The sequence below is a fragment of the Azomonas agilis genome, from assembly GCF_007830255.1.
Lineage (GTDB): Bacteria > Pseudomonadota > Gammaproteobacteria > Pseudomonadales > Pseudomonadaceae > Azomonas > Azomonas agilis.
The window spans coordinates 96570-122984 of sequence record NZ_VLKG01000002.1 but is presented as its reverse complement, the minus strand read 5'-3'; the positions used below and the strand labels follow the sequence as shown (position 1 = coordinate 122984).

General features: G+C 54.4%; 22 protein-coding genes and 2 tRNA genes. 9 read left to right on the top strand and 15 right to left on the bottom strand.

Annotation, left to right across the window (positions count from 1 at the left end):
* Positions 1–7: 7 nt before the first annotated feature.
* Both leuD and leuC read right to left on the bottom strand, forming a co-directional pair.
* The gene (gene leuD / locus LX59_RS02885; RefSeq protein WP_144570349.1) at positions 8–661 is read right to left on the bottom strand and encodes a 3-isopropylmalate dehydratase small subunit; all 654 of its coding nucleotides are present in this window, start codon (positions 659–661) and stop codon (positions 8–10) included.
* 11 nt (positions 662–672) lie between these two features.
* The gene (gene leuC, locus LX59_RS02880) at positions 673–2094 is read right to left on the bottom strand and encodes a 3-isopropylmalate dehydratase large subunit (protein WP_144570348.1); all 1422 of its coding nucleotides are present in this window, start codon (positions 2092–2094) and stop codon (positions 673–675) included.
* Between the two features lie 123 nt (positions 2095–2217).
* Here leuC and LX59_RS02875 point away from each other — a divergent pair, with 123 nt between their 5' ends.
* Entirely contained in the window at positions 2218–3090 is an 873-nt protein-coding gene (locus LX59_RS02875; RefSeq protein WP_144570347.1) for a LysR family transcriptional regulator, read from the top strand.
* On the opposite strand, the gene LX59_RS02870 is transcribed toward LX59_RS02875, so the two are convergent.
* The 5 genes from LX59_RS02870 to LX59_RS02850 all read right to left on the bottom strand — a co-directional run bounded on the left by LX59_RS02870 (position 3087) and on the right by LX59_RS02850 (position 10349).
* On the bottom strand, positions 3087–4181 hold the full coding sequence (locus LX59_RS02870; RefSeq protein ID WP_281284831.1) for a calcium/sodium antiporter: 1095 nt from the start codon (positions 4179–4181) through the stop codon (positions 3087–3089). The genes LX59_RS02875 and LX59_RS02870 overlap by 4 nt on opposite strands.
* Before the next feature lie 128 nt (positions 4182–4309).
* A complete protein-coding gene (locus LX59_RS02865; RefSeq protein WP_170234325.1) occupies positions 4310–5413 on the bottom strand; it encodes an ABC transporter substrate-binding protein in 1104 nt (367 codons plus the stop codon).
* A 25-nt stretch (positions 5414–5438) separates the two neighbouring features.
* On the bottom strand, positions 5439–6209 hold the full coding sequence (locus LX59_RS02860; RefSeq protein WP_144570344.1) for an ABC transporter ATP-binding protein: 771 nt from the start codon (positions 6207–6209) through the stop codon (positions 5439–5441).
* Entirely contained in the window at positions 6209–7267 is a 1059-nt protein-coding gene (locus tag LX59_RS02855) for a FecCD family ABC transporter permease (RefSeq protein WP_144570343.1), read from the bottom strand. Before LX59_RS02855 ends, LX59_RS02860 begins: the two co-directional genes overlap by 1 nt.
* A 43-nt stretch (positions 7268–7310) precedes the next feature.
* Positions 7311–10349, bottom strand: coding sequence for a two-partner secretion domain-containing protein (locus tag LX59_RS02850; RefSeq protein ID WP_144570342.1), 3039 nt, complete (start codon positions 10347–10349; stop codon positions 7311–7313).
* Positions 10350–10929: 580 nt separating this feature from the next.
* Between LX59_RS02850 and LX59_RS02845 the strand changes: the two genes are divergently transcribed.
* The 3 genes from LX59_RS02845 to LX59_RS02835 all read left to right on the top strand — a co-directional run bounded on the left by LX59_RS02845 (position 10930) and on the right by LX59_RS02835 (position 14658).
* Positions 10930–12669: a ShlB/FhaC/HecB family hemolysin secretion/activation protein gene (locus LX59_RS02845; RefSeq protein WP_170234324.1), complete on the top strand. Its 1740-nt coding sequence runs from the start codon at positions 10930–10932 to the stop codon at positions 12667–12669.
* A 101-nt stretch (positions 12670–12770) separates the two neighbouring features.
* Positions 12771–13532, top strand: a complete 762-nt coding sequence (locus LX59_RS02840) for an energy transducer TonB (protein ID WP_246118673.1) — start codon at positions 12771–12773, stop codon at positions 13530–13532.
* A 49-nt stretch (positions 13533–13581) separates the two neighbouring features.
* Positions 13582–14658, top strand: coding sequence for a DUF4214 domain-containing protein (locus LX59_RS02835; protein ID WP_144570339.1), 1077 nt, complete (start codon positions 13582–13584; stop codon positions 14656–14658).
* A gap of 90 nt (positions 14659–14748) precedes the next feature.
* Here the strand turns inward: LX59_RS02835 and LX59_RS02830 are convergent, their stop codons facing one another.
* From LX59_RS02830 to LX59_RS02800, 7 genes are all read right to left on the bottom strand, one after another.
* Complete coding sequence (locus tag LX59_RS02830) at positions 14749–14928, bottom strand: hypothetical protein (protein ID WP_144570338.1); 180 nt, start codon at positions 14926–14928, stop codon at positions 14749–14751.
* A 5-nt stretch (positions 14929–14933) separates the two neighbouring features.
* On the bottom strand, positions 14934–15725 hold the full coding sequence (locus LX59_RS02825) for an ATP-binding protein (protein ID WP_144570337.1): 792 nt from the start codon (positions 15723–15725) through the stop codon (positions 14934–14936).
* Complete coding sequence (locus tag LX59_RS02820; protein ID WP_144570336.1) at positions 15716–16948, bottom strand: NAD(P)/FAD-dependent oxidoreductase; 1233 nt, start codon at positions 16946–16948, stop codon at positions 15716–15718. Before LX59_RS02820 ends, LX59_RS02825 begins: the two co-directional genes overlap by 10 nt.
* A gap of 10 nt (positions 16949–16958) precedes the next feature.
* Entirely contained in the window at positions 16959–18857 is a 1899-nt protein-coding gene (gene cooS / locus LX59_RS02815; protein WP_144570335.1) for an anaerobic carbon-monoxide dehydrogenase catalytic subunit, read from the bottom strand.
* Positions 18858–18859: 2 nt separating this feature from the next.
* Complete coding sequence (locus tag LX59_RS02810) at positions 18860–19420, bottom strand: 4Fe-4S dicluster domain-containing protein (protein ID WP_144570334.1); 561 nt, start codon at positions 19418–19420, stop codon at positions 18860–18862.
* A 62-nt stretch (positions 19421–19482) separates the two neighbouring features.
* Positions 19483–20052 (bottom strand): HupE/UreJ family protein, encoded by a 570-nt coding sequence (locus LX59_RS02805; protein WP_144570333.1) that lies wholly within the window; start codon positions 20050–20052, stop codon positions 19483–19485.
* Between the two features lie 71 nt (positions 20053–20123).
* Positions 20124–21098, bottom strand: coding sequence for a tRNA dihydrouridine synthase (locus LX59_RS02800; protein WP_144570332.1), 975 nt, complete (start codon positions 21096–21098; stop codon positions 20124–20126).
* A 137-nt stretch (positions 21099–21235) separates the two neighbouring features.
* Here LX59_RS02800 and LX59_RS02795 point away from each other — a divergent pair.
* The 4 genes from LX59_RS02795 (at position 21236) to metR (ending at position 23916) form a co-directional block, all read left to right on the top strand.
* Positions 21236–21312, top strand: a tRNA-Met gene (locus tag LX59_RS02795).
* Between the two features lie 114 nt (positions 21313–21426).
* Positions 21427–21503, top strand: a tRNA-Met gene (locus LX59_RS02790).
* 160 nt (positions 21504–21663) lie between these two features.
* Positions 21664–22947, top strand: a complete 1284-nt coding sequence (locus LX59_RS02785) for a hemolysin family protein (protein ID WP_144570331.1) — start codon at positions 21664–21666, stop codon at positions 22945–22947.
* Between the two features lie 45 nt (positions 22948–22992).
* Positions 22993–23916, top strand: a complete 924-nt coding sequence (gene metR / locus LX59_RS02780; RefSeq protein WP_144570330.1) for a transcriptional regulator MetR — start codon at positions 22993–22995, stop codon at positions 23914–23916.
* Between the two features lie 4 nt (positions 23917–23920).
* Here the strand turns inward: metR and LX59_RS02775 are convergent, their stop codons facing one another.
* Positions 23921–24544 carry a glutathione S-transferase family protein gene (locus tag LX59_RS02775; RefSeq protein ID WP_144570329.1) on the bottom strand — a complete coding sequence of 208 codons (624 nt, stop codon included), beginning with the start codon at positions 24542–24544 and terminating at the stop codon, positions 23921–23923.
* 293 nt (positions 24545–24837) lie between these two features.
* Here LX59_RS02775 and LX59_RS02770 point away from each other — a divergent pair, with 293 nt between their 5' ends.
* Positions 24838–26391, top strand: a complete 1554-nt coding sequence (locus tag LX59_RS02770; protein WP_144570328.1) for a TerC family protein — start codon at positions 24838–24840, stop codon at positions 26389–26391.
* Positions 26392–26415 lie beyond the last annotated feature (24 nt).

The window sequence follows — 26415 nt, the reverse complement described above, 5'->3', positions numbered from 1 at the left end:
TTATCACTCAAGATGATTTAATTGCGCCAAACAACCAAGGGCTGTTTTGCTTGTGCCGCGCCTCAAAGGCTTTGATAGCCTGCGCATCCTGCAACGTCAAACCGATATCGTCCAGTCCGTTGAGCAGACAATGCTTACGGAAGGCATCTACCTCGAAAGGGTATTGGATACCATCGGGGCGTGTCACTGTTTGGGAGGCTAAATCCACGGTCAATTGATAGCCTTCGGTCGCCAAAGCCTGCTGAAACAGGGCATCGACTTCCTTTTCCTTAAGGATGATAGGCAGCAGACCGTTTTTAAAGCTGTTGTTGAAGAAGATATCGGCAAAGCTCGGCGCGATGATGGTACGGAAACCGTACTCTTCCAGCGCCCAAGGTGCATGCTCACGGCTGGAACCACAGCCAAAGTTCTCCCGTGCCAGTAAAACGCTGGCTCCCTGATAACGCGGCTGGTTGAGGATAAAATCCTTATTCAGCGGACGATTGCTGCAATCTTGCCCCGGCTGGCCTTCATCCAGATAGCGCCACTCATCAAAGAGGTTTTGGCCAAAGCCGCTGCGCTTGATGGATTTGAGAAATTGCTTGGGAATGATCTGGTCGGTATCGACGTTGGCACGATCCAGCGGAGCGACCAATCCAGTGTGTTGGGTAAAGGGTTTCATCCGTTCGCTCCTCAGTTCAGCAGTTCGCGCACATCAACAAAGTGACCCATGACCGCCGCCGCCGCCGCCATACCGGGGCTGACCAGATGGGTACGGCCACCCGCGCCTTGACGGCCTTCAAAGTTGCGGTTGGAGGTGGAGGCACAATGCTCGCCGTTTTCCAGCTTGTCTGGGTTCATAGCCAGACACATGGAGCAACCGGGTTCGCGCCATTCAAAACCAGCCTCAATGAAGATTTTGTCCAAACCTTCGGCTTCGGCTTCAGCCTTCACCAGACCTGAGCCCGGCACCACCAAGGCTTGCTTCACCGTGGCGGCTACTTTGCGGCCTTTAGCCACGGCTGCCGCCTCGCGCAAATCTTCAATCCGCGAGTTGGTGCAGGAGCCGATAAACACGCGATCCAGCTTGATGCTGGTAATGGCTTGATTCGCACCCAAGCCCATGTATTTCAGTGCGCGCTCAATGGAGTCACGCTTCACGGCATCGGCCTCCAGAGCAGGATCAGGCACGCTGGCATCCACCGGCAGTACCATTTCGGGCGAGGTGCCCCAAGTCACTTGGGGTTTGATGTCTTCGGCCTTCAGCTCAATAACGGTATCGAATTGGGCATCGGGATCGGATACCAGCCCGCGCCACTGAGCAACGGCAGCTTCCCAATCTTCGGCTTTGGGCGCAAAGGGACGGCCCTTCACGTAGTCGATGGTTTTTTGATCCACCGCCACCATACCTACCCGCGCACCGGCTTCAATGGCCATATTGCACAGGGTCATGCGGCCTTCCATGGACAGGTCACGAATGGCACTACCGGCAAATTCCAGCGCATGGCCGGTGCCACCTGCGGTGCCGATCTTGCCAATCACAGCGAGTACGATGTCTTTAGCCGTCACGCCGACGGGCAGTTGGCCTTCCACCAATACCTGCATGTTTTTCATTTTCTTGGCTACCAGACACTGGGTCGCCAACACATGCTCCACTTCCGAGGTGCCGATACCGTGGGCCAAGGCACCAAAAGCGCCGTGGGTTGAGGTATGGGAGTCGCCACAGACCACGGTCATACCCGGCAGGGTTGCGCCCTGCTCTGGGCCGACCACGTGCACAATACCTTGGCGCACGTCGTTCATTTTGAATTCAAGGATGCCGAAGTGGTCGCAGTTCTCGTCCAGCGTCTGTACTTGCAGACGGGATACTTCATCGGCAATGGTGCCTACGCCGCCTTTGCGGTCAGGGCTGGTGGGCACGTTATGATCTGGGGTGGCGATGTTGGCATCAATACGCCAAGGTTGGCGATGGGCCAAACGCAAACCCTCGAAGGCTTGGGGCGAGGTTACTTCGTGCAGAATTTGGCGGTCGATGTAGATCAGCGACGAACCATCATCCCGCCGCTTTACTTCGTGCATGTCCCACAGTTTGTCATAGAGCGTTTTGCCGGTCATCAGACTGTCCTCATCAGCGCGTTTCGTCGTTTTTTAGGCTGAGGATGGGATGCTAGAGGCTTGCCAGAGATAACTCAAATTCATATTTTTTATCTAATGGATTCTCATCAGGAATGAATACCCTTGGATTTGGCCAGTTTAAATGCCTTTATCACCGTGGTTGAAACCGGCAGCTTTTCCCAAGCCGGTGAACGCTTACATTTAACCCAACCAGCCATCAGTAAACGTATCGCGGCGCTGGAGCAGCAGTTGTCTGTGCGGCTTTTTGATCGTCTGGGCCGAGACATTCGCTTGACCGAAGCCGGTCAGGCTTTGTTGCCTCGTGCCTACCAAATTTTGCAGGTGTTGGACGATACCCGCCGCGCCCTGACCAATCTTCAGGGAGATATCAGCGGGCGTTTAACCTTGGCCACCAGTCACCATATTGGCTTGCACCGTCTGCCGCCCCTGCTCCGCAGCTTCACCCAAGCATACCCACAGGTAACCTTGGACATTCATTTTCTGGATTCTGAAATCGCCTACGAGGAGGTCTTACACGGTCAGGCAGAGCTGGCGGTCATTACCCTAGCACCCGAAACCACAGCGCCCATACAAGCGTTTCAAATTTGGGAAGATCCGCTGGATTTTGTCGCGGCACCCGGTCATCCGCTGGCACGCCATACTCAGGTGGCGCTGGCGGATGTGGCTCCTTATCCGGCGGTATTTCCGGGAGAAAACACCTTTACCCACCACATTGTGCGCCGCCTGTTTGAGCAACAGCAGCTCAAACCCCACATCAGCATGAGCACTAACTATCTGGAAACCATCAAGATGCTGGTGTCAATTGGGCTGGCGTGGAGCATCTTGCCGCGCACCATGTTGGACGAGCAGGTGGTGCGTTTACCCTTGCCAGAGATTCAACTTCAGCGGCAACTGGGCTACATCCTGCACACGGGGCGCACCCTCTCCAACGCGGCACGGGCTTTTATTAGCCTGCTGGATAAACAGCGGCTTTAAGGCTGAACGGGCTGTCCCCAAGCCCGCCATACCAAAATAGACAGAGTAATGACGGTCAACGGCAAGGCATACCAAAGCACCGAGTGCAGTAACAATTGGGCATGGGGCTGTCCACTGCTGTTTAAGATCAGATAAGCCGTATAAGCCAAGTAATACCCTAAGAACAATAAACCTTCCCAACGGTTGATCCGATAACCCACAAAAAAGATCGGCAAGCAGGCTACAGCCACACCAATCATCACCGGAAAATCAAACGCCAAGGCAGCAGCCGATACCTGAACCGGCGTTGGTGATACTAAAGAAGCTAAGCCCAATACACACAGCAGGTTGAATATATTGCTGCCTACAATATTGCCCACTGCGATATCACGCTCACCCCGAATAGCGGCCATCACTGATGTAGCTAACTCAGGGAGTGAGGTTCCCACAGCCACTACGGTCAAACCAATCACCAGTTCAGACAACCCCAAGGCACGGGCCAAAGCGGTAGCTCCTGAAACTAAAAAGTCCGAGCCCAGTACCAGCAGTACCAAACCTGCGACCACTAACCCCGCATTGCGCCATCCACTTTGAGGGCTGGGTGCTTCCTCTAAGCCAAACTCTTGCTCAAATTCATCATTGGCAGCAAGTAACTGATTCTCCCGGCGGCTAGATACCACTAAAAACAAGGTGTAGCCCAAAACGCCAGTGAAGAGGATCAGTCCATCCCAACGACTCAGTTGCCCATCTAAGGACAGGCCGTAGGTCAACAAGCTAGCGGCGATCATTAAAGGCACGTCCAGCCGAATCAGTTGGCGCGATACGATCAGAGGGGTAATTACCGCCGTGGTACCCAAAATCAACAGCACATTAGCAATATTACTGCCTAACACATTACCGATGGCTAAATCGCCCTGTCCTGCCCAAGCAGACTGCACGCTGACCGCCGTTTCAGGGGCGCTGGTTCCAAAAGCCACCACTGTTAAACCGATCACCAGCGGAGAGATGCCAAACTGGGCGGCTAAACGTGCAGCCCCACGCACCAGTACCTCAGCCCCCATGACCAGCAATACCAGCCCTGCAACCAGATAAAAGAAGATTTCCAGATTCACCCTAAAGGCTCCTATGCTGCAATCCGAATGAACAGCCTGCCATATCTTAAGACAGGAGCACATCTGCTTCCGCTTGAATAAGATGACAAATATTTCAGAAGCAGCGAAGCCTTTAATCGCCGTAAACCCTACTCAGCTCCGTGGTGGTGTAACGAGTGCTGATGCATCGAACCCGCTGCACCTTCACCCTGCACGGCAAACAGGGAATCAAAATCAGCATCCGTCAGGGTTACTCCGAAAAATCGGGCATAAAACGCCTGCGTAGTGCCTTTTAGATCCAAGGGAAAGCGCTCGGGATACAGTTCATGGGTCAGCCACTGAATGCCCAAAGCCAGCATAAAAGAGGCGGGCCGATCCAACCAATTGAGTGGGCTCTTAGGCACGGTCAGCACCTGAGCCTGCAACCTACGCCAAGGGCCATGCTCCTGAAAACGAGGCAAGAAGCTGTTGTCCTGCACAATAACGACTTGAGGAGCGTAGGCTAACACCTGCTCCAAGCTGACTGCTTCCATGCCCATGTAAGAGCTAGATGGGCACCGATGCACATTGTAACCGCCTGCCCAGCGAATCCCTTGGGCATGGAAGGAGGTATCGCACTCCGTGGCTAAACCGTCCCGACCTTGCGCGTAATACACCCGTTTGCGTGAGGATTCTGGTATATCAGCCACCGCTTGAGTCACGCGGGCCATGGCCTCCGTTATATAACTGCCTAACTCCTGAGCTCGCGTCTCTTTCCCCAACAATTGCCCAACGAATTGGAAAGCTTGCGGCCAATCGGCCAAGGTATCGAGTGTTACAAATACCACCGGTACGCCCACCTGTTTAAACAGGCGAATTGTCTCGTCAATACTGGCTTGGGGCACAATGGAACCGGTTAAAGCCAGTGCCACGTCGGGGCGCAACTCCAAAATGCTTTCCGGCTGCATGCGCCGCCCGTGCCCCAAAATCCCGCCCACCACGGGCAATGCAGGCAACCGAGTGCCGATAAAACGCTCATCACCTGCGGCAAAGGGCATATTCAAGCCCACTAAAGCCTCAGGCGCTAAAGCAAACATCAGGGAAGTTATGGGCGGAGCGGCACCCACCACGCGCTCAATCCGATCGGGTACTTCAACCGTTCGCCCCAGCATATCGGTCACGGATTTGGCCATAACCTCAGACGTGGCCAACAACAGCAAGGTTAATCCCACGCTAAAAGCCCAAAATCTCCATACAGACTGCACACTACTCACGCTCATCCCTCCAAACCTAAGTGACTCAATAAATCAGGGCATGCCGTCCACTGGATACCGGCACAATCTCTACATCTATTTGATATAAACGACGAATCCGCTCTACGGTAATCACTTGGGTCGGCACATCATCCGCTTCGATACGTCCTTGATGCAGAACGGCCACCCGGTTGGCATAGGCCAAAGCATGGTCGGGATAGTGGGTGGTCTGGAGAATGCCATAGCCCTGCGCGGCTAAGCGCTCCAGATGACGCAGCAACCGTATCTGATGGCCAAAATCCAGCCCACTGACCGGCTCATCCATAATCAGCAGCCGCGCGCCCTGCGCTAAGGCACGGGCAATCAAAGTAAGCTGGCGTTCCCCGCCTGATAATTCGGTATAGGGCCGCTGAGCTAAGGCGGTGATGCTTAGTTGTTCAAGGGCTAAGCCCACCGCCTCAGCATCGGCTTGGGTTTCCGCCTGCAAGAGCCTTTGATGAGGCAAGCGCCCTAAGGCCACCACTTCGCGCACGCTAAAGGGAAAGGGCGCTACATGGGCTTGGGGCACATAGGCCAGATGACGGGCCAGTTGATGCCGAGGCCAATCGCTTAGCGCCTTACCCTCTAAGGTCACCTGCCCCTCAGAAGGGTTCAATAACCCCAGCAGACAGCGCAGCAGCGTAGTTTTTCCAGCTCCGTTTACGCCTAAGAGTGCCAGCATATCCCCTGAAGACAGGGATAAATCCACGCCCTCCAACACAGTCTGTTGGCCGCGTTTAAAGCTCAGCCCGTTAGCACACAGCACTTGTGGCTCCATCAAGACTCCCAGCTCTTACGAGTCCGACGCAGCACCAGCAGAAATACCGGAATCCCCAGCAGCTCGGTCACAATGCCGATGGGAATTTCACTGTCGGTCAGGCTGCGGGCCAGTAAGTCGGCCCAGACCAAAAAGCTGGCTCCCAGCAGGATGGACACCGGCAACACTCGGCACTGACTGGGGCCACAGATTAGCCGCGCAATGTGAGGCACGATTAAACCGATCCAGCCGATCATTCCGGCTAGAGATACCGTTAATGCTCCGAGCAAGGCCGCGCCCGCAATCACTCCATAACGTACTAGGGTGACAGGTACGCCTAGAGTTCTAGCTTCATCATCCCCCATTGCCAAGGCATCCAACCAGCGTCCGGACAGGCACAGCAGCAGCATAGTTAGGCCCATAGGAATGGCGGCCCAAAGGATTTCGTCTAAATCCACCGAGGCCAAACTGCCCATCAGCCACAGGGTGATTACCGGCAATTCGTTGTAGGGATCAGCGACATACTTCAGGGTGGATACCAAGGCAGCAAACAGCGCACTGGACAGAATCCCGCCCAGCACCAACATGATCAGCGAGCCCTTGCCGAAGGTATGGGCAATGCTTAATGCCAAAGCTACGGCTATCAGACCGAAGACAAAGGCCATCAGTTGCACCACCAACCAGCCTCCGCCTAGCAGCATACCCAGCACCGCACCAAAGGCCGAGCCGGACAACACACCGAGTAAGTTAGGTGACACCAAGGGATTACGAAACACACCTTGAAAGGCGGCCCCTGAAGCCGCCAGCGCCGCCCCCAGCAGCAAGGCGGCTAAGACTCTGGGTAAACGAATTTCAATCAGAACACTGTACAGCAGCTCAAACTGATCGGCCTCCATCTGGGCCAGTCCCAAAGTCGTGCCGAAAAACTCCAAGGTATTCCAAAAACCCACCGCATAACGACCAGATCCCAAGGCCACCAAAGTGCTGACCAGTACTAACAGGAGTAATAAGGACAGACCTACGGATCGTCCGACCAGTCGCTCATTTATCCAACCCCGCAAACGCACCCAATGACCCATTAAAAACACCTACAAAGCTGAATACACCGTCGTCAGCAAGCCATTATGGGTTATCAGCCGAATCTTCATCTTCCAGATCAAACTGTACGCCGTCGATGGAGATACTACGGATATTGGCCGAGAAGCCTTTGTCGTGGTCAAAATGAATGTGCTCATGCACTGCGGGTGGCATCGACATACCTGAAGCCGCCATTTTAAAACTGGCCGCTGAGGTGTGGGCCAGTTCTAACTGATAGCGCTCACGAATGCGGTTGGCTTGGTTAGTAGCTAACAGAGCACGAGGATTTTGGGCAATGCCTCCCGTACCACCGCCATTACCAGTACCTCCTCCACCACTACCTCCTGAACCATTGCCCGGCGTAGAGGGATTAGGTTCTGGAACCACCGGATCAACCGGAGTTTGTGGCCCCGAAGGGTTCGAGGGCTGAGGATTAGCCGGGGTCGGCGTAACTGTCTGCCCCGTTGGCCCATTCTGATATTGCTGCACATTGGCAAACTGATCCGCGCTCAAACCCTGTGCGCCTTGATGCAATTGGGCGGGGGTTAAACCCAAAGCATCCGCCACCGGAGTTTCACTACCGCCACCGCTCGACCAACCTTCACCGTGGTGGGAGCTGTGGTCAGGAATTACACCCTCGCCACGCCCGATAAAGGCAATACCGCTGGTTTCTAAATTCCAGAAGTTATTGATGGAAAAAGCAATATCGGTGCTGTTGGTGTACCCGGCAAAACCGCCCAAGGCCAGCGTATTACCGGACAAAGCACTCACACGACCGGAAGAAGCAGAGCGCGAAATGGTGCCGTTGCTGTAGCCCACAAAGCCACCGGCTGCGCCTGTATTGCGCCACTCGGAGGCGGAAGCATCGTAGTTAGGGCCGATGCGATCATCCAAAGTCACGCTGCCCGTAGCTAGACTGCGGTAAATCACTCCAGGCGTGACGATCTGACCGACGAAACCGCCCACATACCACCCCCCCTCCACCGCACCGCTGGCGTAGGAGTCAATCAGAGTATCGCCCTCAAAGCTGCCAACAAATCCTCCAGCAGCCATCATGCTACTCAGGCTAAACATGCCGGGATCAGCCGTGACTTTGACATTCCCCAAGGCCGCATTATTGGCCAAGCGGGCGCTGCCATTAATCAGGCCCGCAAAGCCCCCGGCATACAGATAGTTATGGCTGGTAATGTCCACCTTGGCGTAGCTATTTTGCACCAATCCACGCACACGGCCCGCCACACCCCCCACATAACCGCTGGCCATCGGCGATTGGCTGACATTAATACGACCACTGGCAAACACATGGTTCAGGATACCGCTGGACGTGCCAACCAAAGCGCCAATGCTGTTATCCGTTGCGTCAATAGCCTGAATATCCACTCCGGTCAGGCCCAAATTACTGATGGAGGGGCCAGTGATTTTAGTATTCCGCCAACTGCTGCCGCTGTATTGCGCCGTCCCTAACGACTTAAACAAAGCATCGCCGCTGGATTTTAGGTTGGTGAGCAGATGACCAAAACCGTTGAAATTACCGTTAAAGGTTTTACCATCGGCCAAGGCCGTCCAATGGCTGACCGAGGCCAAGTCCAGATCATTCCCTAATAGGTAATTTCCGCTCGCTGTAACGGTGCGTAACTCATCAAGGGTTTTAATCACCTGATAGCTCTGGAGCTTGCCCGTCTCACCCAGTTGCACACGGCCTGTGCTGTTGAAATCAATCCGCCCGACAAAGCGATCCGTATATTGGCCTGCGGCATCCGTCTCTAGGGCCATATTGATGTTATACAACTGCTCTTTAAACTGAGGATCGACTAAGGCTTGATAGCCGTCGTAATTCGCCACGGCAGTACGGGAAGATGGCCCCCAAGAAGCTAAAAAGCTGGCCTTATCGGTAGCCGATAACACTGAATTGATGTTGATATTTTGATTGGAATACAAGCCTAGGGTATTGGCCGACCAGCTTAGGGGCGCATTGACTTCAAGATTTCCACGGGCAGCACTTAAATTCACCGATAGTTGAGACAGGGCTGTCGCTAATTCAGCGGTGGATAAGCTGAGTGTGCTGTCTGCCGTGTTAGTGCCGAGGCTAAAGCTATCTGGGGTGGTCAAGGTCAGGCTGCTGGCCAAAAGGCGCGTGTTGGAATCCAGCGCAAAGCGGCGACCTTGGGCACTGATACTGCCGCCCGTGCCAGAGCCGGAGGAAATATCCAAGCTTCCACCCAGACTGACCACTCCTTGACCCGCATTGAGCTGTACCTCGCCCAGTAGGTCATCAATGCTTTGGGCCTGAATCAAGCCTTTATTATTTACTTGGGCGGTCAACAAATCATCGGCGGCTTGGGCGGTTAGGATCACTCGCCCCCCATCGGCATAGATAGCTTGTTGGTTTTCCACCAAGGCATCCAAAACTCCCTGTTCTACGTCCATCCCCAGCAAGGTATTGCCGTCAAAGCGCAGATTAATTTGGCTACCCGCACCTAAGGCCACGGTTCCCCGCGTGGCCACCACTACCCCTTGGTTGGAAACTTCACTGCCTAACAAGGCAATGTATCCACCAGAACTGGCATTCAAACTGCCAAGGTTAGTGACACTGCCTTTAGTACCATTACCCTTGAACCGAAAGACTCCAGCATTGAAATCTGAGTCGCTCACATCCAAGGTACTGGCCACCAAACCCGCCGTATTAACCCGCGATCCCTGACTGAAGAGCACGCCGTTGGAGTTGATCAAAAACACCTGACCGTTCGCAGTCAAAGCGCCTTCAATCACGCTGCGCTCATTACCGATCACCCGGTTCAGAGTAATAGAGGAAGCGTTGGGTTGCTTGAATTGGACGCTTTCCGCAGGAGCCACTCCAAAGCTCTGCCAATTAATGACGGCTTTAGCCGTGGATTGCTCAATGGTGGTCACTGATCCCGATTGATTGATGACCGCACTACCGCTGGCCACGCCACCATTACCCAACACGGGGGCAGCAAGACTCACCGGAGACAAGCTGTACAGCGCTATTGAAACCAGCCAAACCAAGCGAGCCTTGGGCGATAGCTGCCAGCCCTCCCAGCGTCCGAACGAAGCAGAAACCATAGCGCTTCCTTGTATTCCTCAATTTTAGCTATACAAGGCTATACAAAAAGCAGGCCAGCCTATTAAGACTTAATCCGAATCAATACTTAAAGTAACGCAATGGATACAAGACAGGCGTTACACACAGCCGCGCTCTAGTCTGGGCTTATCTGGGTTAGAAGGCTTTATTTTATGTATAAATAAAAACATATTATGTCATCAACAATACAAAATGTCATAAATGTACCATTTCAATAGCACCGAACTAGAAAGTCAATCTCCTTATATATGTACAAAACTATACATATAGTCTGAAATAAAACCGAAATAGCCCATGATGGCCTTTTTCTTGCTTAATACCTTGTATTAGGTAAAGCACCACAGCGTACGAGGCTCAAACAGAACTCGTGTTAACTGAAGCGAAGAAAACACCATGAATCCTCAACCCAGCAGCACACCACCTCCCCGTCAGGATAGCCCTTAGGCCTAAGCGCCTCGGCATCCAATCTTCCTAGAGCAACAAACCCTTAAGGGTGGAATGCGCGGTCGTCCAGACAGCGCAGGGGATGGTTTTTTCATTTTTTATTGGGACAGCAGACTTGTGAGTCATTCATCCAGAACATTTATAGGGAACCTGAACTACCGCAATCTGCTGACTTTGCTCGCAATCTTCGTGGGGAGCGGCCTATTTTCAGGCTATAGCCTTGCCCAAAGCCTGCCCAATTACGACAGTGCCGATGCCATTCGCGATTCTGCACCACCTAAACCCCCCTTACCCAAACAACCGCCTCAGGCTCCCATCCTGCTGCAAGAAGAACCTTCCTTAGTCTTACCTGAAGGCAAAACCTTATTTGTTAAAGCCTTTCGGTTAGAAAACGCCCAATTTGTGGATGAACAAGAACTTCTGGCCTTACTGGTTCCGTACCAGAACCGCGCTCTGAGCATGGGAGAAATCCTCGAAGCAGCCAATCAGATTACCCAACACTATCGAAAGCTAGGCTATCTGGTGGCCAAAGCCTACATCCCCAAACAGGATGCCTCTGAGGGTGTGCTGTCTATTCGGGTGATCGTGGGGGAGTACGGAAGGATTCAGCTCATTAACCAATCGCGGGTGAGTGATCGTTTTCTGCAACAAATCCTAGACCAGCAAACTAAGGACTCCTCCGGTGCAGTAACCCGTGATGGCCTAGAACGGGCCATGCTGCTGATCTATGACCTACCCGGTGCCAGCATGCCCAGCGTCACCATTGCGCCCGGTGCACAGTATGGTACCTCGGACTTTGAGGTCAGCGTCGAACCCGGCGACCTCATCAATGGCTACCTGATGTACGACAATCATGGCTCGCGCTACACCGGCAAAAACCGGATGAGCTTCGGTCTGGATATTGCCTCCCCACTAGGCTTTGGCGATGGTCTGTCCATCAGCGGTATGACCTCAGAACGCAAATCCCAAGGGCTGGAAAGCGGGCGCATTGCCTACTCCTTTCCGCTGCTGCCCAATGGTTTACGCATGACGCTGGCTGCCTCGCGCACCACTTATGAGCTGGGGGAAGAATATTCGGATCTGGACGCCCACGGCACCTCAGAAATCTTCGAAGGCACCTTGTCTTATCCTGTGATCCGTACCCGGCAAAACAGCCTATACCTGTCGCTGAATCTAGCCAAAAAGAGCCTACGGGATGAAATCAAACAGCTAGACACTTCCACCACCCGCAGCATCAAGGTAGCGCGCTTCGGCGTTCAGCAGGATCACTTTGGCGACCTGCTCGGCATGGATCTGTTCAGCAGCCTGTTTGCCGGCATCAGCTTTGGCCGCTTAGACATACGAGGCCATGAAGATCGCGCCTTTAATCGAGCTGGCGCGGACACTCTGGGCGATTTCAGCAAGCTCAACCTATCTTGGTCGGGCAATTTGGCCCTCACTCCCACCTTAACCGGATTGATTTCCCTCAGTGCGCAAAAGTCGCTGAGCAGCAATTTAGACAGCAGCGAACAAATGAGCATTTCTGGGACTTCTGGGGTGAAGTCCTACCCCGAAGGCATCAGCGAAGACAGCGGCTACCTGTTCAATGGCGAACTGCGCCGCTCCTTACCCAGCCTGTTTGGCATCGAGCATGCGGCGGGGATTTTCTTCGATATGGGGCGGGTGTATCAGGAAGATGCCAGCTACACCAGCGAACGCAACGGCACCAAGCTGAAGGATATTGGCCTGAGCTACAACCTGAGCACTAAATATTTATTTGGCCGCATGATGTTTGCTCGAACCCTTGGCCCCCAAGACAACCTCAGTGAACGCCACACCCAGAGCCGCTTTCTGGCGCAACTGGGGCTGAAGTTTTAACCACCTCTTAACCCTACCCTTTTCCAGCGGCTGCTTAGTAATGAATGCTTATGGGCATAGCAAAAATCAGGATCAGTCTAGGATTTGTGTTTTCCGTGAGCATGCACGCAGCCGTGGCCGCTCTGATCCTGCACCAGCCAACCCCCGTGCAACCACCTACCAAAGATCGGTTAGTGATCGAGATTCAGGGCATTATCGCCGAGCGCCAAATCGAGCAAAGCTCGGCAGGTTCCCGCACCCATGCACAAAAGGCTGCAACCAGCACTCAGGAAGCCTCCAAACCCAATACAACACCGGAGCCCAGCAAGCCAAGGGAAGCGCAACCACCCGCTCCCAAAGTGGTAGTGACCAAACCCAACGCCATCCCACTTCCCAAAGCCTCGGCTACCCCTATTCCCGACAAACCAGCGCGCCCTCAAGTGCAGGAAAAACCCCAGCCGGTGGCGAAAAAACCCGAAAAAACCTCGAAGCAACCCACCGCTACGCCAGTAACCACAAAGGAAAGCACCGATTCGGGCCAAGGGCAACAGCAGGCGCACATGCAACAAAGCATCGCGCATCAGCCGCAACAAGCCGACCTGATCAAGCAATATCTAAAGACCATTCGCCGCTTGATTCAAAGCAACCTGATCTATCCCAGCGAGGCGCGGCGGGATGGCAGTCAGGGCATTCCGGTGATCAGTTTTCGCATCGCTGCCGACGGTTCAATCCTATCCGGCTCGTTACGCATCGCCCGCAGCAGCGGACATCCCGCCCTCGACCGTCATGCACTACAGGCCGCCTCAGCCAGTGCTCCTTTTATACCTCCGCCGCGCGCTATGGAGGTGTCCATTGCCATCTCTTTTAACACCCAGAGTCGCTAGTCCCAAACCACTGCATAACCTCCCATAACACACATCAGGAGAGATCATCATGGCGTTTAACTACAACGGCCCCAATACTGTCGCCCAAAACCTGCACCCCACCATGTCGGTATCCCCGATTGCCATTCGAGGCTCCATCCATGCCACAGTATTGCCCTCAGGTACCAGCGAGTTTTATGTCGCCCACTGGGATGGTGAAACCCTACAAGCGCCCGCCGGAGTCTCTCCCGACCTGCTGTTAGTAACGGACTCGACCAATATCCCGGATGCGGTTTTGCTGGGCAGCAAGGTGCTGGCGTTTGAAAATGCCTATACCCCACAAAGCCAAATTGACTGGACGCAAACCTACCCCGATCAAGTGATCAACTACCATGCGGGCGGTATTGTGGTCGGCAGTCTGGGCAATGACAGCATCACTATGTGGGGTAATGGCAACAGCATAGTGGAAGGCGGTGAAGGCAACGATCTGGTGTATACCGGCTCCGGTGACGACACCATTGCCTCAGGCAAAGGTAATGACAGTATTTATGCAGGCGACGGCATCGACACCGTACGCTTGGCGGGTGCTCGTGAAAACTACAGCCATCACGTATTAGAAGATGGCAGCGTACAGATCACCAACACCACCAGCTCTGCGGTCACTACCCTGTTTGATACTGAAATCATTAGCTTTGGCACCGGTGGTAGCCTCGTCATTACTGATGATACTGAGGATGCCGCCGCTATGCGTCTGTATGAAGTGCTGCTTGGACGAGCTCCCGATGCGGATGGTGCCAAATTCTGGTTGGATACATTGGATAAGGGTGCCAATCCACTGGAAGTTATTGATGGTTTCCTAAACTCAGAGGAATACTCCACCACCCACGGCGAACTCAGTAACAGCCAGTTCGTAAACATGCTCTATGAAAAAGCCTTATACCGCACACCAGATCAAGAGGGAGCTGATTACTGGGAAAACCACCTCGACAACGGTGCCTCCCGACGGGATATAGCATACTTTTTCGTATCCAGCGATGAGGCTACCACCAACTCCAAAACCGTGATTAAACTGCCAGAGCCTATCACTGAGATCGAAATCATCGGTCAAACCCCAACCGAAGATGATCATTCCGATCACGATATGTAAGGTTCCAGCGCCTGGAGCGCACAGGGATGCGTTGCGATTCCACAGGGACTGCAACGCATTTACTCCAACCTCGGAGCTTGAATGCAGCAATTAAAGCTTACCCACCTCCCCGTTCTCTAAAGTATCAGCTCTCGATACGGGCTCCTGCTCTTTCTGAATGGGCTGATAGCGCACGCTGCCATCAATATGGATATAGGGCCGCCCTTGCCGAGGCTTTAACACTGAGCGGGTATTGGGTTTTAGGTCACTGCAATGACAGTCTTCACACATGGCGGTTACTCCGTGGTTGAAGAAGCGGGTGCGATGGCTTCAATAGCGGCAGCAATCCGAGCCACCTCTTGGGCCAGCTCTGGGGAAAGATCGTACAAGGGTTTTCCTGAGCGATCCGCCACCATAGCCGCTGCTGATTGGCTGATAAAACCAGCCAGCGGCAAATCACTGGCGTGCTCGGCGAAGAAGGCTTCGTCCTCTGGGCCGTTGAGCTTATTACCCACCAATAAGACCTGCGTAATACCAATATCGTTGGCCAGCACCTGTACTTGGCGCACTGTGCCTAAGCTGCGGTGGGTGGGTTCGGCGACAGCCAGCATCACATCCACGGCATCAGCGGTGGCGCGGCCTAGGTGTTCCACGCCGGCGTAGAGGTCGAGCAGCACCACTTCGTCCCGCTCCAGCAGGGTATGGCGTACCAGTTGCTTCAGCAGAGCGCTGGCCGGACAGATACAGCCGGAGCCGCCTTGCTGTACCGCGCCCAGCAGCAACAGCTTAATGTTGTCACGTTGGGCGGCAAAGCGGTCGGGAATATCCGCCACCTTGGGGTTCATTTTGAACACACCACCAGTAGAGGTACCGGTACGCTCGGCGATCAAATCCCCCATTTCTGAGATGGGCCGCAGGTACTGCAAATCCTCATGGGTAAAGCCCAAGGCGGGGCCTAAGCAGGGGGAAGGATCGGCATCAATGGCCAACACCCGACGATTTTGCGCCGCATAGTGAGCGGCCAGCAAACTGGTAAGGGTGGTTTTACCCACGCCGCCTTTGCCGCTAATGGCGATTTTTAAGCCCATCGGATGGCCCTCAGAGGTTCCATGCTGTGAATATAGCCGAAGCCGGGATGAGTTAAACGCTCCCCGAATTTGGCGACATTGACGCCTTTTTTCATCAGCTCATGCAAAACGCCGGTGCCATTGACTTCGCCCACCAGCATTCCACCGACGATGCGCTCTTGGCTGACCAGCACCTTCCGCACCGCACCTTGGCCGTTGTGCCAGCGCAACACCTGCTCGCTCTGTTGCACGCCGAAGGAGGCAATGGGCAAACCAAACACCCGCACCACGTTCACCGCTTCCAAGCCCGGATGACGGCGCGGAATGCCGAGCATATTCAGCGCCGCGACTCGACCTGTGGTCACAGCGTTGGGCCAGTTGGGCAGTACTTGGTGTTTGTCGGGCGCATCAGGGCGCTCAATCACATCACCCGCTGCGTAGATGCCCTCCACATTGGTTTGCATCCGTTCGTCCACCAGAATGCCGCGATTACTGGCAATGCCACTGCCTTCCAGCAGGGACAAATCAGCGCGTACTCCGGCGGCACAGATCAGCAACTCGCAGGGGATTTCCTCGCCGCCGGCTACCACGCCGCATACGCCCTGAGCATTGCTCAACACGCGCTCGGCCAAGTGGTTGGTTTTGACGATCACCCCATGTTGGATGAGTTGCTGTTCTACGATGTCGGCCATTTCCCGATCCAGCATCGAAGGCAGCACATGGTTTTGCGCTTCCAGCAGCGTGACCTGCAAACCGTGATGCACCAACGCCTGCACCGCTTCCAACCCAATAAAACCGGAGCCAATCACCACCGCGCGTTTAGCTTGGGGAATGCGTGCCAGAACGCCCTCGGCATCGGCTAGGGTTTTCAGCTCGAACACGCCTTGAGTACCGGCCAATCCGGGAATGGGCGGCACAAAGGCTTTGGAGCCGTGCGCCAGCAGCAGACGGTCGTAGCTAAAAGCCTGATCGCCGGCCCAGACTTGGCGCGCCGCTGAATCAATGCGCGTGACGGCCTGACCGTAGTGAATCTGAAGTCCTAACTGGTCGTAAAAGTCGGGCGCGCGCAGGAACAGACGTTCCCGCGACACTGTGCCTTCCACATACTCAGCCAAGGGGCAGGGCGAGTAGAAGGGCACGCATTCTTTGGACAGCAGGACGATTTCGCAGCCCTTATCCTGCGCGCGTAGGGTTTCAGCCGCCGAGATGGCGGCTGGCCCGTTGCCGATGATGAGTATCTTCATCGGCCGATCCTCACAGACCCAGCGCGGTGCGTTTTTCCGCAATATGAGCCACCATCCAATCGGCAGCCGCTTTGGGTTCCAGTTCAACCCGTACCACGGAGCCGAGAATGTCTTGCAGACCCTCGGTCAAGAGCTGAGTCACCATCGGGCCACCCAGAATCTTCGGTGCGGGGGCGATGTGGCAGGACACGCCCAAAGCCAAGAAGGAGCCGCCGATGGACACGGCTTTCTCCTGTACCAATTCTGGCGCGGAACCGACCGCAGGCAGTTGGCCGACTTTCACGCCCAGACGCTCGGCCAAGGCCACCATCAGATCGACGATGCGTGAGTTATCCACGCAAGCGCCCATGTGCCACACCGGTGGCAGCGGGCCGTCCAGACCGGCGGCTTTGCCCAGCACTTCCAACACCGTTTTCAGGCCGTCGCCGCAGTAACGGTAAGTGGCTTCGCTGGTCATCAGGCCGTCTTGGGCGCAGATGTGGGCGGTGCAACCGGTGGTCAGAACCAACACGTTTTGGCGCAGCAGGTGTTTGACCATTTCTTCGGTCATGGCGTTGTCGCGGAACTTGATGCTGGAGCAACCCACCACGCCCACGAAGCCGAAAATATTGCCATTGGCCACGTTGTCCAGAACCGGTTTGAGCGGATCTTCCGCATTCAGTTTGGACAGCAGGTTGATGATGGCTTCCACCGACAAACCGGCCACGGCTTGGCTTTTCAGCTGCGGAATATCGACCGGCTTGCCCTTACGGCGGCGGAAGGCATCCAAGGCTTTGAGGACGATTTCCTTGGCGCTGTCGTCGGCGTGGTGCGGCTCAAAGGGAATGTGGATGGCATCGGGGATGCGCACCATGGCGTCGGTGGTGATGAAGGCGGTGTCGAAACACTTCGCCACTTGGGCCAGTTGCGGCCAAATGCACTGAATGTCCACTACCATGGCATCCACCGCGCCGGTAGCCAAAATCAGCTCGGTTTGCGAGTTGTGGGCGGCGAGGCGTACCCCGTGGCGCATGCTCAGCTCGTTGCCGGTACAGCACACGCCGACCACGTTGATGCCATCCGCGCCCAGATCGCGGGCTTGGCCTTCCAGTTTGGCGGCCCACTCCAGAATTTTTTCTGACAGCACGGGGTTGTGGCCGTGGGCGGCGATGTTGACGCTGTTTTCTTCCAGTACACCGACGGCGGCTTCGGTGACGGCAATTTCAGGCACACCGAACAGAATGTCTTGCAGGTCAACGGTGAGAGTCAGGCCCGTCCAGCCGTCGATTAGGCTCATTTTCAACACACGCAACATCATCGACATGGGGTCGGCATCGTTGCCCATGGAGGTGGCATGCATCGCGGTTTCGATTTCGTTGTGGGGGTTGGAGTACATCAGCCCCAGGTTTTTCCACATCTCTTGCTCAACTTGTGGCGCGCGCTTGCTGAGCCAGTTGTTGGGCTCTTCGTCTTGGCGGCCAAAGTCCTCTAGGGCGATGTTGACCAGATCGCGGCAGATGTCGTTGACCTCACGGCCTTCGGTCGGCACGTCAAAGGTTTTTGCCAGCGCCATGACCTTGGATACACCCTTGATTTGGTAGGGTGCTTTGCCGTTCAGGGTATCGCGCAGGGTCAGCAGCACATGGCGCGCATGGCCAACGTGGGAAGCGGTACCGCCCACGGTGTCGCGCAGCAGATTGCGGGCGACCATGGCATCGGGGGTTAAGCCGCAAATGCCGGTCTTAGGGCCGTTACCAAAGGGATCAATCCGGCACGGGCCCATGTAACAAATACGGCAGCACGTACCCAGCTCACCAAAGCCGCATTGGGGGCTCATGGCCTCCAAACGGTCGCGGGCGGTTTCAAAACCCTTGTCATGGGCGACTTTGAGCAGGGCGGTCTCAATCACGGGGAGGATGCTTTGGTCCATAATCAGTTAGCTCTCTTCAAGGATCGCAGGATATCCATGCCATTGGGCTGGGCGGTTGGCTCACTGTTAGCAAAGGCCGCCTTGGCGGTGGCTTTACGGCGTTCGGTGGCGAACTCTTCTGGGGTGACATACAGCAGGGTTTGAGTCGGGCAGGCCGAGACGCAAGCCGGCGCTTCGCCTTTGGCTACACGGTCGGGGCAGCGGTCGCACTTCAAGGCTTTTTTGCTGCTTTGATCTGCCGTCACGCCGCCAAAGGGGCAGACGATTACGCACATCCAGCAGCCGATGCACTTGTCGGAGTCGGAAAACACTGCGTCATGGGCATCGCGTTGCATGGCCCCGGTGGGACAGGCAGAAACGCAAGAAGCCTCAGAGCAGTGCTGGCAGCGCGAGGGATAGGTAAAGGCTCCCACGGACTCAATATTGATACGGCGCTGAGGTGGTGGGTTTTCCATCATGGCACCGACTAGGGTTTTAGAACAGGAATGTTCTACCGCACAGGCCAGCTCGCAGGATTTGCACGCCACGCAGCGCTCAGGAATGGTGAAGATGGTTTTAGACACAGCGTCTTCCTCATCATGTTATAGGCACAGGCTCAGTCACTTAGGCGGTTGCTACCGCTCTTTTAAGCTGCGACTACCATCAAAGCACCACTGGCGGCTACTAAAGCCCCAAGAATGCGTGTCACCACAGGTTGGTGTTTTTGTAAGCCTAGGGTTAGCAAAACACCGATCAGATGCAAACCTAAACTGGCCAGCAAGAAGCCTGCCGCAAAGCTCTGCACACTACCGATTGCTTCTAATCCGTGGGCGTAACCGTGGAATAGAGCAAAAACAGCGGCTAATGCCAGGGCGATAAACGCAGGTAAACGTACCGTTGCGGCCACTAAAAGTCCCAACAGCAGCACCGAGAGACTAATCCCTGTTTCCACCTGTGGTAGTGTCCAGCCGCTATGCCCCATGACGAAACCCAGCGAGAGTGCACCTAAAAAGGTCAGGGGTAAGGCCCACCGCAAAGATCCTTTCTGCAACGCAGCCCAAATGCCTAAGGCCAGCATGGCTAACAGATGATCCATTCCGGTCAAAGGATGCAGCAAACCCGCCATAAATCCCTGTTCCATATGGCCAGGATGTGCGAAAGCGACCGCCGGAAAACAGGCTAAAACCCCTAGGGGCACATAACGACTTAGGTTCATAAGAGGTTCCTGAACTTAATACATAGAGTACCAATGGGGGATACCCTAAATAGTTCGTTGGGGTATGTCTGTCAGCTAGATGACAGTCCGGTTAAAAGGTGGCTGTTGAAACCGAATACGACATCCAAGGGTTCACAGTGTTGCTCCCGCCGAATCTGAGCAAACAGAGCAGCGGCTTCAGGATAGGTCCAAGCCAGCATGCCCAACCACTGCTTTAAACAACCGGGCGCATAACGCGTACCTAAGCGCTGGCGAATACGGGCCCAAAACTCACACACCAAGGGATAAATACCTGACCAATCCAAAGCCTCTATCGTCTCCCCCTGCTGTGCTTGTTGGATTTGACGGGCTAAATCAGGACGCGCCACCAAACCCCGTCCCAACATCATATGCTCCACCCCAGTGATCGCCCGACAGCGCCGCCAGTCTTCCAAAGTCCAAATATCTCCATTGGCATATATAGGTACTGAAACCTGCTCCTGAATGCGGGCGATCCACTCCCAATGGGCCGGGGGTCGATAGCCTTCTTGTTTGGTACGGGCATGCACTACTAAATAGGCCACGCCGCCTTCCACCAAGGCTTGAGCACAGTCTAAAGACTCTTCAGGTCGATCGTAGCCCAAACGCATTTTGGCACTGACGGGAATGGAATCTGGCACCGCTTGGCGTACGGCCTGCACAATGGCGTGCAATAGCTCCGGCTCGCGCAATAAAATCGCCCCGCCTCGCGATTGATTGACGGTTTTAGCTGGGCAGCCAAAATTCAAATCAATCACCGGAGCCCCTAAGGCCGCTACCGCCGCTGCATTTTCCGCCAACCAACGAGGCTCAGAGCCCAATAGCTGTACATGCACGGGAGTACCTGACGGAGTACAAGCGCCTTGGGTGAGTTCAGGGGCCAATTTATGAAAGCTGGAATTCGGCAACACGCGTTGACTGACCCGCACAAACTCGGTAACACACCAATCCACACCGCCCATGCGGGTCAGCAAATCGCGCATCAGGGCATCTACCAGCCCCTCCATAGGTGCTAGAGCAACCGCCATCAGCCTCTCCGAAGTCAAAATAGGTATTGTACGACCTTGTATGGGGCTTATTTCAGTCCTAATTGATGTAAGTATTTGAGTAAAAATTATTTTTCGTTGACAGTAGCTTTTTTATCTATAGAATGCGCCCACTCAGACGCGGGATGGAGCAGTCTGGTAGCTCGTCGGGCTCATAACCCGAAGGTCGTTGGTTCAAATCCAGCTCCCGCAACCATATTAAAAAGGCTTACGCATTGCGTGGGCCTTTTTGCTTTTAGGCCTCACAAAACCCGCCACTCGCAAGTTTGTTGACAACGGGAATTTTATCTGTAGAATGCGCCCACTCAGACGCGGGATGGAGCAGTCTGGTAGCTCGTCGGGCTCATAACCCGAAGGTCGTTGGTTCAAATCCAGCTCCCGCAACCATATTAAAAAGGCCTACGCATTGCGTGGGCCTTTTTGTTTTCTGGCTTCTGAGTTCTTAACTTGGAACGCCTCAGCACAAAGCTCGCAACAAAAGGCAAACCCTAGGCAAGGCTTTGATTGGTTATAGTCAAAGCCTGTATTTCTACGGGGAGCCTAGGTTATGGAAGGACTGATACTGCTTGGGCTGATCATGTTGAACGGCTTGTTTGCTATGTCCGAAATTGCCTTAGTGTCCGCCCGCAAAGCGCTGCTGGTCAAAAAAGCCACTGAGGGCAATCCCGCTGCCCATATCGCCCTCAGGTTGGGGGAAGACCCCACCGGCTTTCTGTCCACCATTCAAATTGGCATCACCTCCATTGGTATCCTAAGCGGTATTGTTGGAGAAGCTGTCTTCGCTAAACCCTTGGCCGAATGGCTGCAACTGCTAACCCTGTCTGAGGATACCGCTCAGATTGTGGCCACTGCTTCGGTGGTACTGGGCATCACCTATGTATCCATCGTGCTTGGCGAATTGGTTCCCAAACGCTTGGGCCAACTGAGTCCCGAAGCCATTGCCTGCATGGTGGCTCGCCCCATTCAACTTCTCGCCATTTTAGGCCGTCCTTTTGTGGTGCTGCTGTCTGCCTCCACCCAAGCCTTGCTGCGCTTGATGGGGATTAAACAGGGCCAGCAACCCTGTATCACCGAAGAGGAAATCCAAGCTCTGCTGGATGAAGGCTCACAAAGTGGAGTGATTGAGCACCAGCAGCACGAAATGGTGCGCAACGTCTTTCGTTTGGATGATCGTCAACTCGGCTCTTTGATGACCCCTCGGGCGGACATCAAATTCATCAATACCCGTAGATCAGCCGAGGAAAACCTGAATCTACTGATTGACTCCACCCACTCCCGATTCCCCGTGTGTGAAGGCAACCTCAACCAAATACAGGGCTTTATTCACATCAAACAAGCACTGGCCTGCTTAGCACAGGGAAAGCCTCTGGATTACAACCAGCATCTGCAAACCTGCGTCTATGTACCGGAAAACCTTACCGCCCTAGAGGTATTAAAGGAGTTTCGTAACCACAACACCCAAATCCTGTTCGTGGTAGATGAATACGGCGAGCTAGAGGGGCTAATCACCATACAAGATATTTTAGAAGCCGTGACCGGAACCCTGGCCGCGTGCCATAACGATGACACAAGCCCAGTGCAACGCGCTGATGGTTCTTGGCTGCTGGACGGGGGAATGCCCATCCTTGAATTACAAGATTGCCTAAAACTCCCTCGCCTACCCCCTGCCGGTACCGCCCGCTATCACACCCTAAACGGCATGCTGGTTTTACTTTTAGGCCAAATTCCCAGCACTGGCCATGAGGTGCTATGGCACAACTGGCGGTTTGAAATCGTGGATATGGACGGCCAGCGAATTGATAAAGTCCTAGCCACCCCGATTCACCCCTAATCCGTTATGCTAGTGCTTTACTGATCAATCGCGAGAGTATGTGGCATGCTGGAAATTCGCCATCTGAGAACCCTTCATGCCCTACGCGAAACTGACAGTCTGGTAGAGGCTGCCGAGCGCTTACACCTGACCCAATCAGCCCTCTCCCACCAACTCAAAGAATTGGAAGATCGACTGGGATTGCAACTGTTTATCCGCAAAACGCGCCCAGTTCGCTTTACCAGTGCCGGGCTGCGTCTGCTGCAATTAGCCGACACCCTGCTTCCCCAACTACGCAGCGCGGAACGGGATCTATCCCGCCTATCAGGAGGCACAGCAGGCCGTTTACATATGGCCATTGAGTGCCACAGTTGCTTTCAGTGGCTGATGCCGACCATTGATCAATTCCGCGATGCTTGGCCCGAAGTGGAACTGGATCTAGCCTCGGGTTTTTCCTTCGCTCCGCTCCCAGCGCTGGCGCGTGGCGATCTGGATTTAGTAGTCACTGCTGATCCGATTGAACTGCCGGGCATTACCTATATTCCTTTATTCACCTATGAGGCTCTGCTGGCGGTGGCCAATCAGCATCCACTGGCCCATCGTCCCTTTGTGCAAGCCCAAGACTTAAAGGACGAAATCCTGATTACCTATCCGGTTGAGCGCGACCGTTTAGATATTTTTACCCGCTTTTTAGACCCGGCTGACGTGGAACCGGCGCAAGTTCGCACCTCAGAGCTGACGGTGATGATGATGCAGTTGGTGGCTTCAGGGCGTGGGGTGTGCTGTTTACCCAACTGGGCACTGCATGAATACAGCGCCCGGGGTTATGTCACCGCCAAACACCTTGGAGAACAGGGGTTATTCGCCACCCTGCATGCGGCCATCCGTGCGGACATGCTGGATGCTTCCTTTATGCGTGACTTTCTGCTCACCGCTAAAGATACGTCTTTCGCTACTCTTGAAGGGGTCAGCACCGCTAAAACCCGCTAAAGGTTTAGCTAGCGGGCTGATATAAGGCGGTGATTCGCGCGACCACCGGATTTTCCAGCATCTGCTGGCACAGCTGCTCTACTTTGGGAAAACGCCGGATGTCTACGCCATCTCGCTCCAACCACTGGCAAATGGTAAACAGATACATATCGCAGATGCTGTAGTCTGCGCCCATGACGTAAGGGCCCGTCAACAGTTGCTGCTCGATCAGCGTGAAGCACTCGGTCATGTTCTGTGCCACTTTCTGCTGCATAGACTCAATCGCCTTAGGATCATCCGCCCAGCGCGACCCGCGCAGACGATGGGCATGGGCCACATGAACCGTAGAGCACAGGTAGCTGTTGAACTCCTGAACCTTGGCAAACCGAAATGGATCTTCAATCGGGGCTAATTTGGCCTCTGGAAAACGCTGACTGATAAAGGCCAAAATCGCGGGCGTTTCGGTCAAGATCCCCCACTCCGTCTGCAACGCTGGAACCCGTCCCTTGGGATTGATGGCCAGATAAGCCTCTGAACGCTGCTCATTTTGGGTGAAATCAATTAAACGAGCTTCATAGTCAACGCCCGTTTGTTCCAGTGCTAAATGCGCCGCCATAGAGCAGCTATAGGGGGTATAAAAAAAGATCATACAAGGTCTCCTAGGAATGAAATTTAAACCGCTATACCCGACCGCTCCACACTACAGGTAAAAAATGGTAACGAATCCCCGTTTAGGATTATGCATAGATTCTTCTATGCTTTTCTCTTCTTTATTCCTGTATGAGTTTTTATGGACAGCGACATAGATAAACCCCCCAGTCTTTTGGCCTCAATCTATACATCGCCTTTTGCTTTCTCCCTTATTTCGCCCCAGCCGCATTCAGCCACTGTCCGTCTGGCCCTCGTCTGCCCCTGTGTTGCCACTGAGCAGGAGACGTGCTGATGGAATGGTTATCCGATCCCACCATCTGGCTGGGATTACTGACGCTGATTACCTTAGAAATCGTACTGGGCATTGATAACCTAGTATTCATCGCCATTCTGGCCGACAAACTGCCGCCAGAGCAGCGCGACAAAGCCCGCCTGATCGGCCTCAGCCTAGCCCTGATCATGCGCCTAGGCTTATTGACCAGCATCGCTTGGATTGTCAGCCTGACCCAACCTTTGATCAGTTTTGGCAGCGTGACCTTCTCAGGGCGCGACCTGATCATGCTGGGCGGCGGTTTATTCCTGCTGTTTAAAGCCACTCTGGAACTGCACGAGCGCCTAGAGGGTGGGCACGCCACGCAAGGCAATAGCCAACAGGGTTATGCGCGCTTCTGGCCCATAGTGGCCCAGATTATTGTGCTGGATGCTGTATTCTCACTGGATGCCGTGATTACCGCCGTGGGTATGGTGGATCAACTGCCGGTGATGATGATCGCCGTGATCATCTCCATGATCCTGATGATGCTGGCCAGTAAGCCGCTGACTCAGTTTGTGAATGCGCACCCGACCGTCATTGTGCTGTGCTTGGGCTTTTTGATGATGATCGGCTTCAGTCTGACCGCTGAAGGCATGGGCTATCACATTCCCAAAGGCTATCTGTACGCGGCTATCGGCTTCTCAATCCTGGTTGAGGCCTTTAACCAGTGGACGCGCTTTAGACGGCAACGCACTTGGCAAGGCAAACACACCCTGCGCAAACGCACCGCCCATGCGGTATTGCGTCTGCTCGGCGGTAAGTTTGAAACCGATGAGATGGGCGAAGAAATCACCGACTTGGTGGGAACCGCACCGGAGCGACAACTCTTCGGTCGACGCGAACGCTTGATGATCCACAGCGTACTCAATATGGCTGAGCAATCGGTTCAGAAAATCATGGTACATCGCCGTGAAGTGGACTTTATTAAGCTGGATCAGCCGCTGGAGCAGCAATATCAGCATTTAGCGCTGTCCGTTCACTCGCGTCTGCCAGTCATCCAGCAAGAACATCCAGATAAACCCTTGGGGTATGTGCATAAAAAAGAGTTGCTGCGCGGCCTTCTCAGCAACCAGCCGGTGGATTTAGAAAACCTAATCCGCACACCGATCAACCTGCCCAACAGCATCTCGGTGCTGGGTGCCTTAGAGCAGTTACGGGCCTCGTCTTCGCACATTGCGTTTGTGATCAACGAGTTCGGGGACTTTGAGGGCTTATTGACCCTAACGGATATTTTGGAAGGCATCACCGGGGAACTCCCGGATGCCAGCGAAATTGACGGCCCCGATATCGAGGCGGATGGGCAAGGAGGCTATCGCGTCAACGGTGCGGTCAATCTGGCCTTGTTGCGGGATCGGATCGCCTTTAATGCCACCCCGACCGAGGATTATCAAACCTTGGCCGGGCTGACCATCACCCTGCTGGATCGCCTACCTGTAGCGGGCGACCAGATGGAATATGCAGGATGGCGCTTAGACGTGGTACAGGTTCAAGATCGTAGAGCCACAGCTTTGCATCTGCAACCCATCGCTTAATACTAAAGCCTCCTCTCACTCTAA

Excerpts from the sequence above, each read along its gene's own strand:
- leuD (WP_144570349.1), bottom strand. The coding sequence starts at position 661 with ATGAAACCCTTTACCCAACACACTGGATTGGTCGCTCCGCTGGATCGT.
- leuC (WP_144570348.1), bottom strand. The coding sequence starts at position 2,094 with ATGACCGGCAAAACGCTCTATGACAAACTGTGGGACATGCACGAAGTA.
- LX59_RS02860 (WP_144570344.1), bottom strand. The coding sequence starts at position 6,209 with ATGGAGCCACAAGTGCTGTGTGCTAACGGGCTGAGCTTTAAACGCGGC.
- LX59_RS02855 (WP_144570343.1), bottom strand. The coding sequence starts at position 7,267 with ATGGGTCATTGGGTGCGTTTGCGGGGTTGGATAAATGAGCGACTGGTC.
- LX59_RS02850 (WP_144570342.1), bottom strand. The coding sequence starts at position 10,349 with ATGGTTTCTGCTTCGTTCGGACGCTGGGAGGGCTGGCAGCTATCGCCC.
- LX59_RS02840 (WP_246118673.1), top strand. The coding sequence starts at position 12,771 with ATGCACGCAGCCGTGGCCGCTCTGATCCTGCACCAGCCAACCCCCGTG.
- LX59_RS02835 (WP_144570339.1), top strand. The coding sequence starts at position 13,582 with ATGGCGTTTAACTACAACGGCCCCAATACTGTCGCCCAAAACCTGCAC.
- LX59_RS02830 (WP_144570338.1), bottom strand. The coding sequence starts at position 14,928 with ATGTGTGAAGACTGTCATTGCAGTGACCTAAAACCCAATACCCGCTCA.
- LX59_RS02825 (WP_144570337.1), bottom strand. The coding sequence starts at position 15,725 with ATGGGCTTAAAAATCGCCATTAGCGGCAAAGGCGGCGTGGGTAAAACC.
- LX59_RS02820 (WP_144570336.1), bottom strand. The coding sequence starts at position 16,948 with ATGAAGATACTCATCATCGGCAACGGGCCAGCCGCCATCTCGGCGGCT.
- cooS (WP_144570335.1), bottom strand. The coding sequence starts at position 18,857 with ATGGACCAAAGCATCCTCCCCGTGATTGAGACCGCCCTGCTCAAAGTC.
- LX59_RS02805 (WP_144570333.1), bottom strand. The coding sequence starts at position 20,052 with ATGAACCTAAGTCGTTATGTGCCCCTAGGGGTTTTAGCCTGTTTTCCG.
- LX59_RS02800 (WP_144570332.1), bottom strand. The coding sequence starts at position 21,098 with ATGGCGGTTGCTCTAGCACCTATGGAGGGGCTGGTAGATGCCCTGATG.
- LX59_RS02785 (WP_144570331.1), top strand. The coding sequence starts at position 21,664 with ATGGAAGGACTGATACTGCTTGGGCTGATCATGTTGAACGGCTTGTTT.
- metR (WP_144570330.1), top strand. The coding sequence starts at position 22,993 with ATGCTGGAAATTCGCCATCTGAGAACCCTTCATGCCCTACGCGAAACT.
- LX59_RS02775 (WP_144570329.1), bottom strand. The coding sequence starts at position 24,544 with ATGATCTTTTTTTATACCCCCTATAGCTGCTCTATGGCGGCGCATTTA.
- LX59_RS02770 (WP_144570328.1), top strand. The coding sequence starts at position 24,838 with ATGGAATGGTTATCCGATCCCACCATCTGGCTGGGATTACTGACGCTG.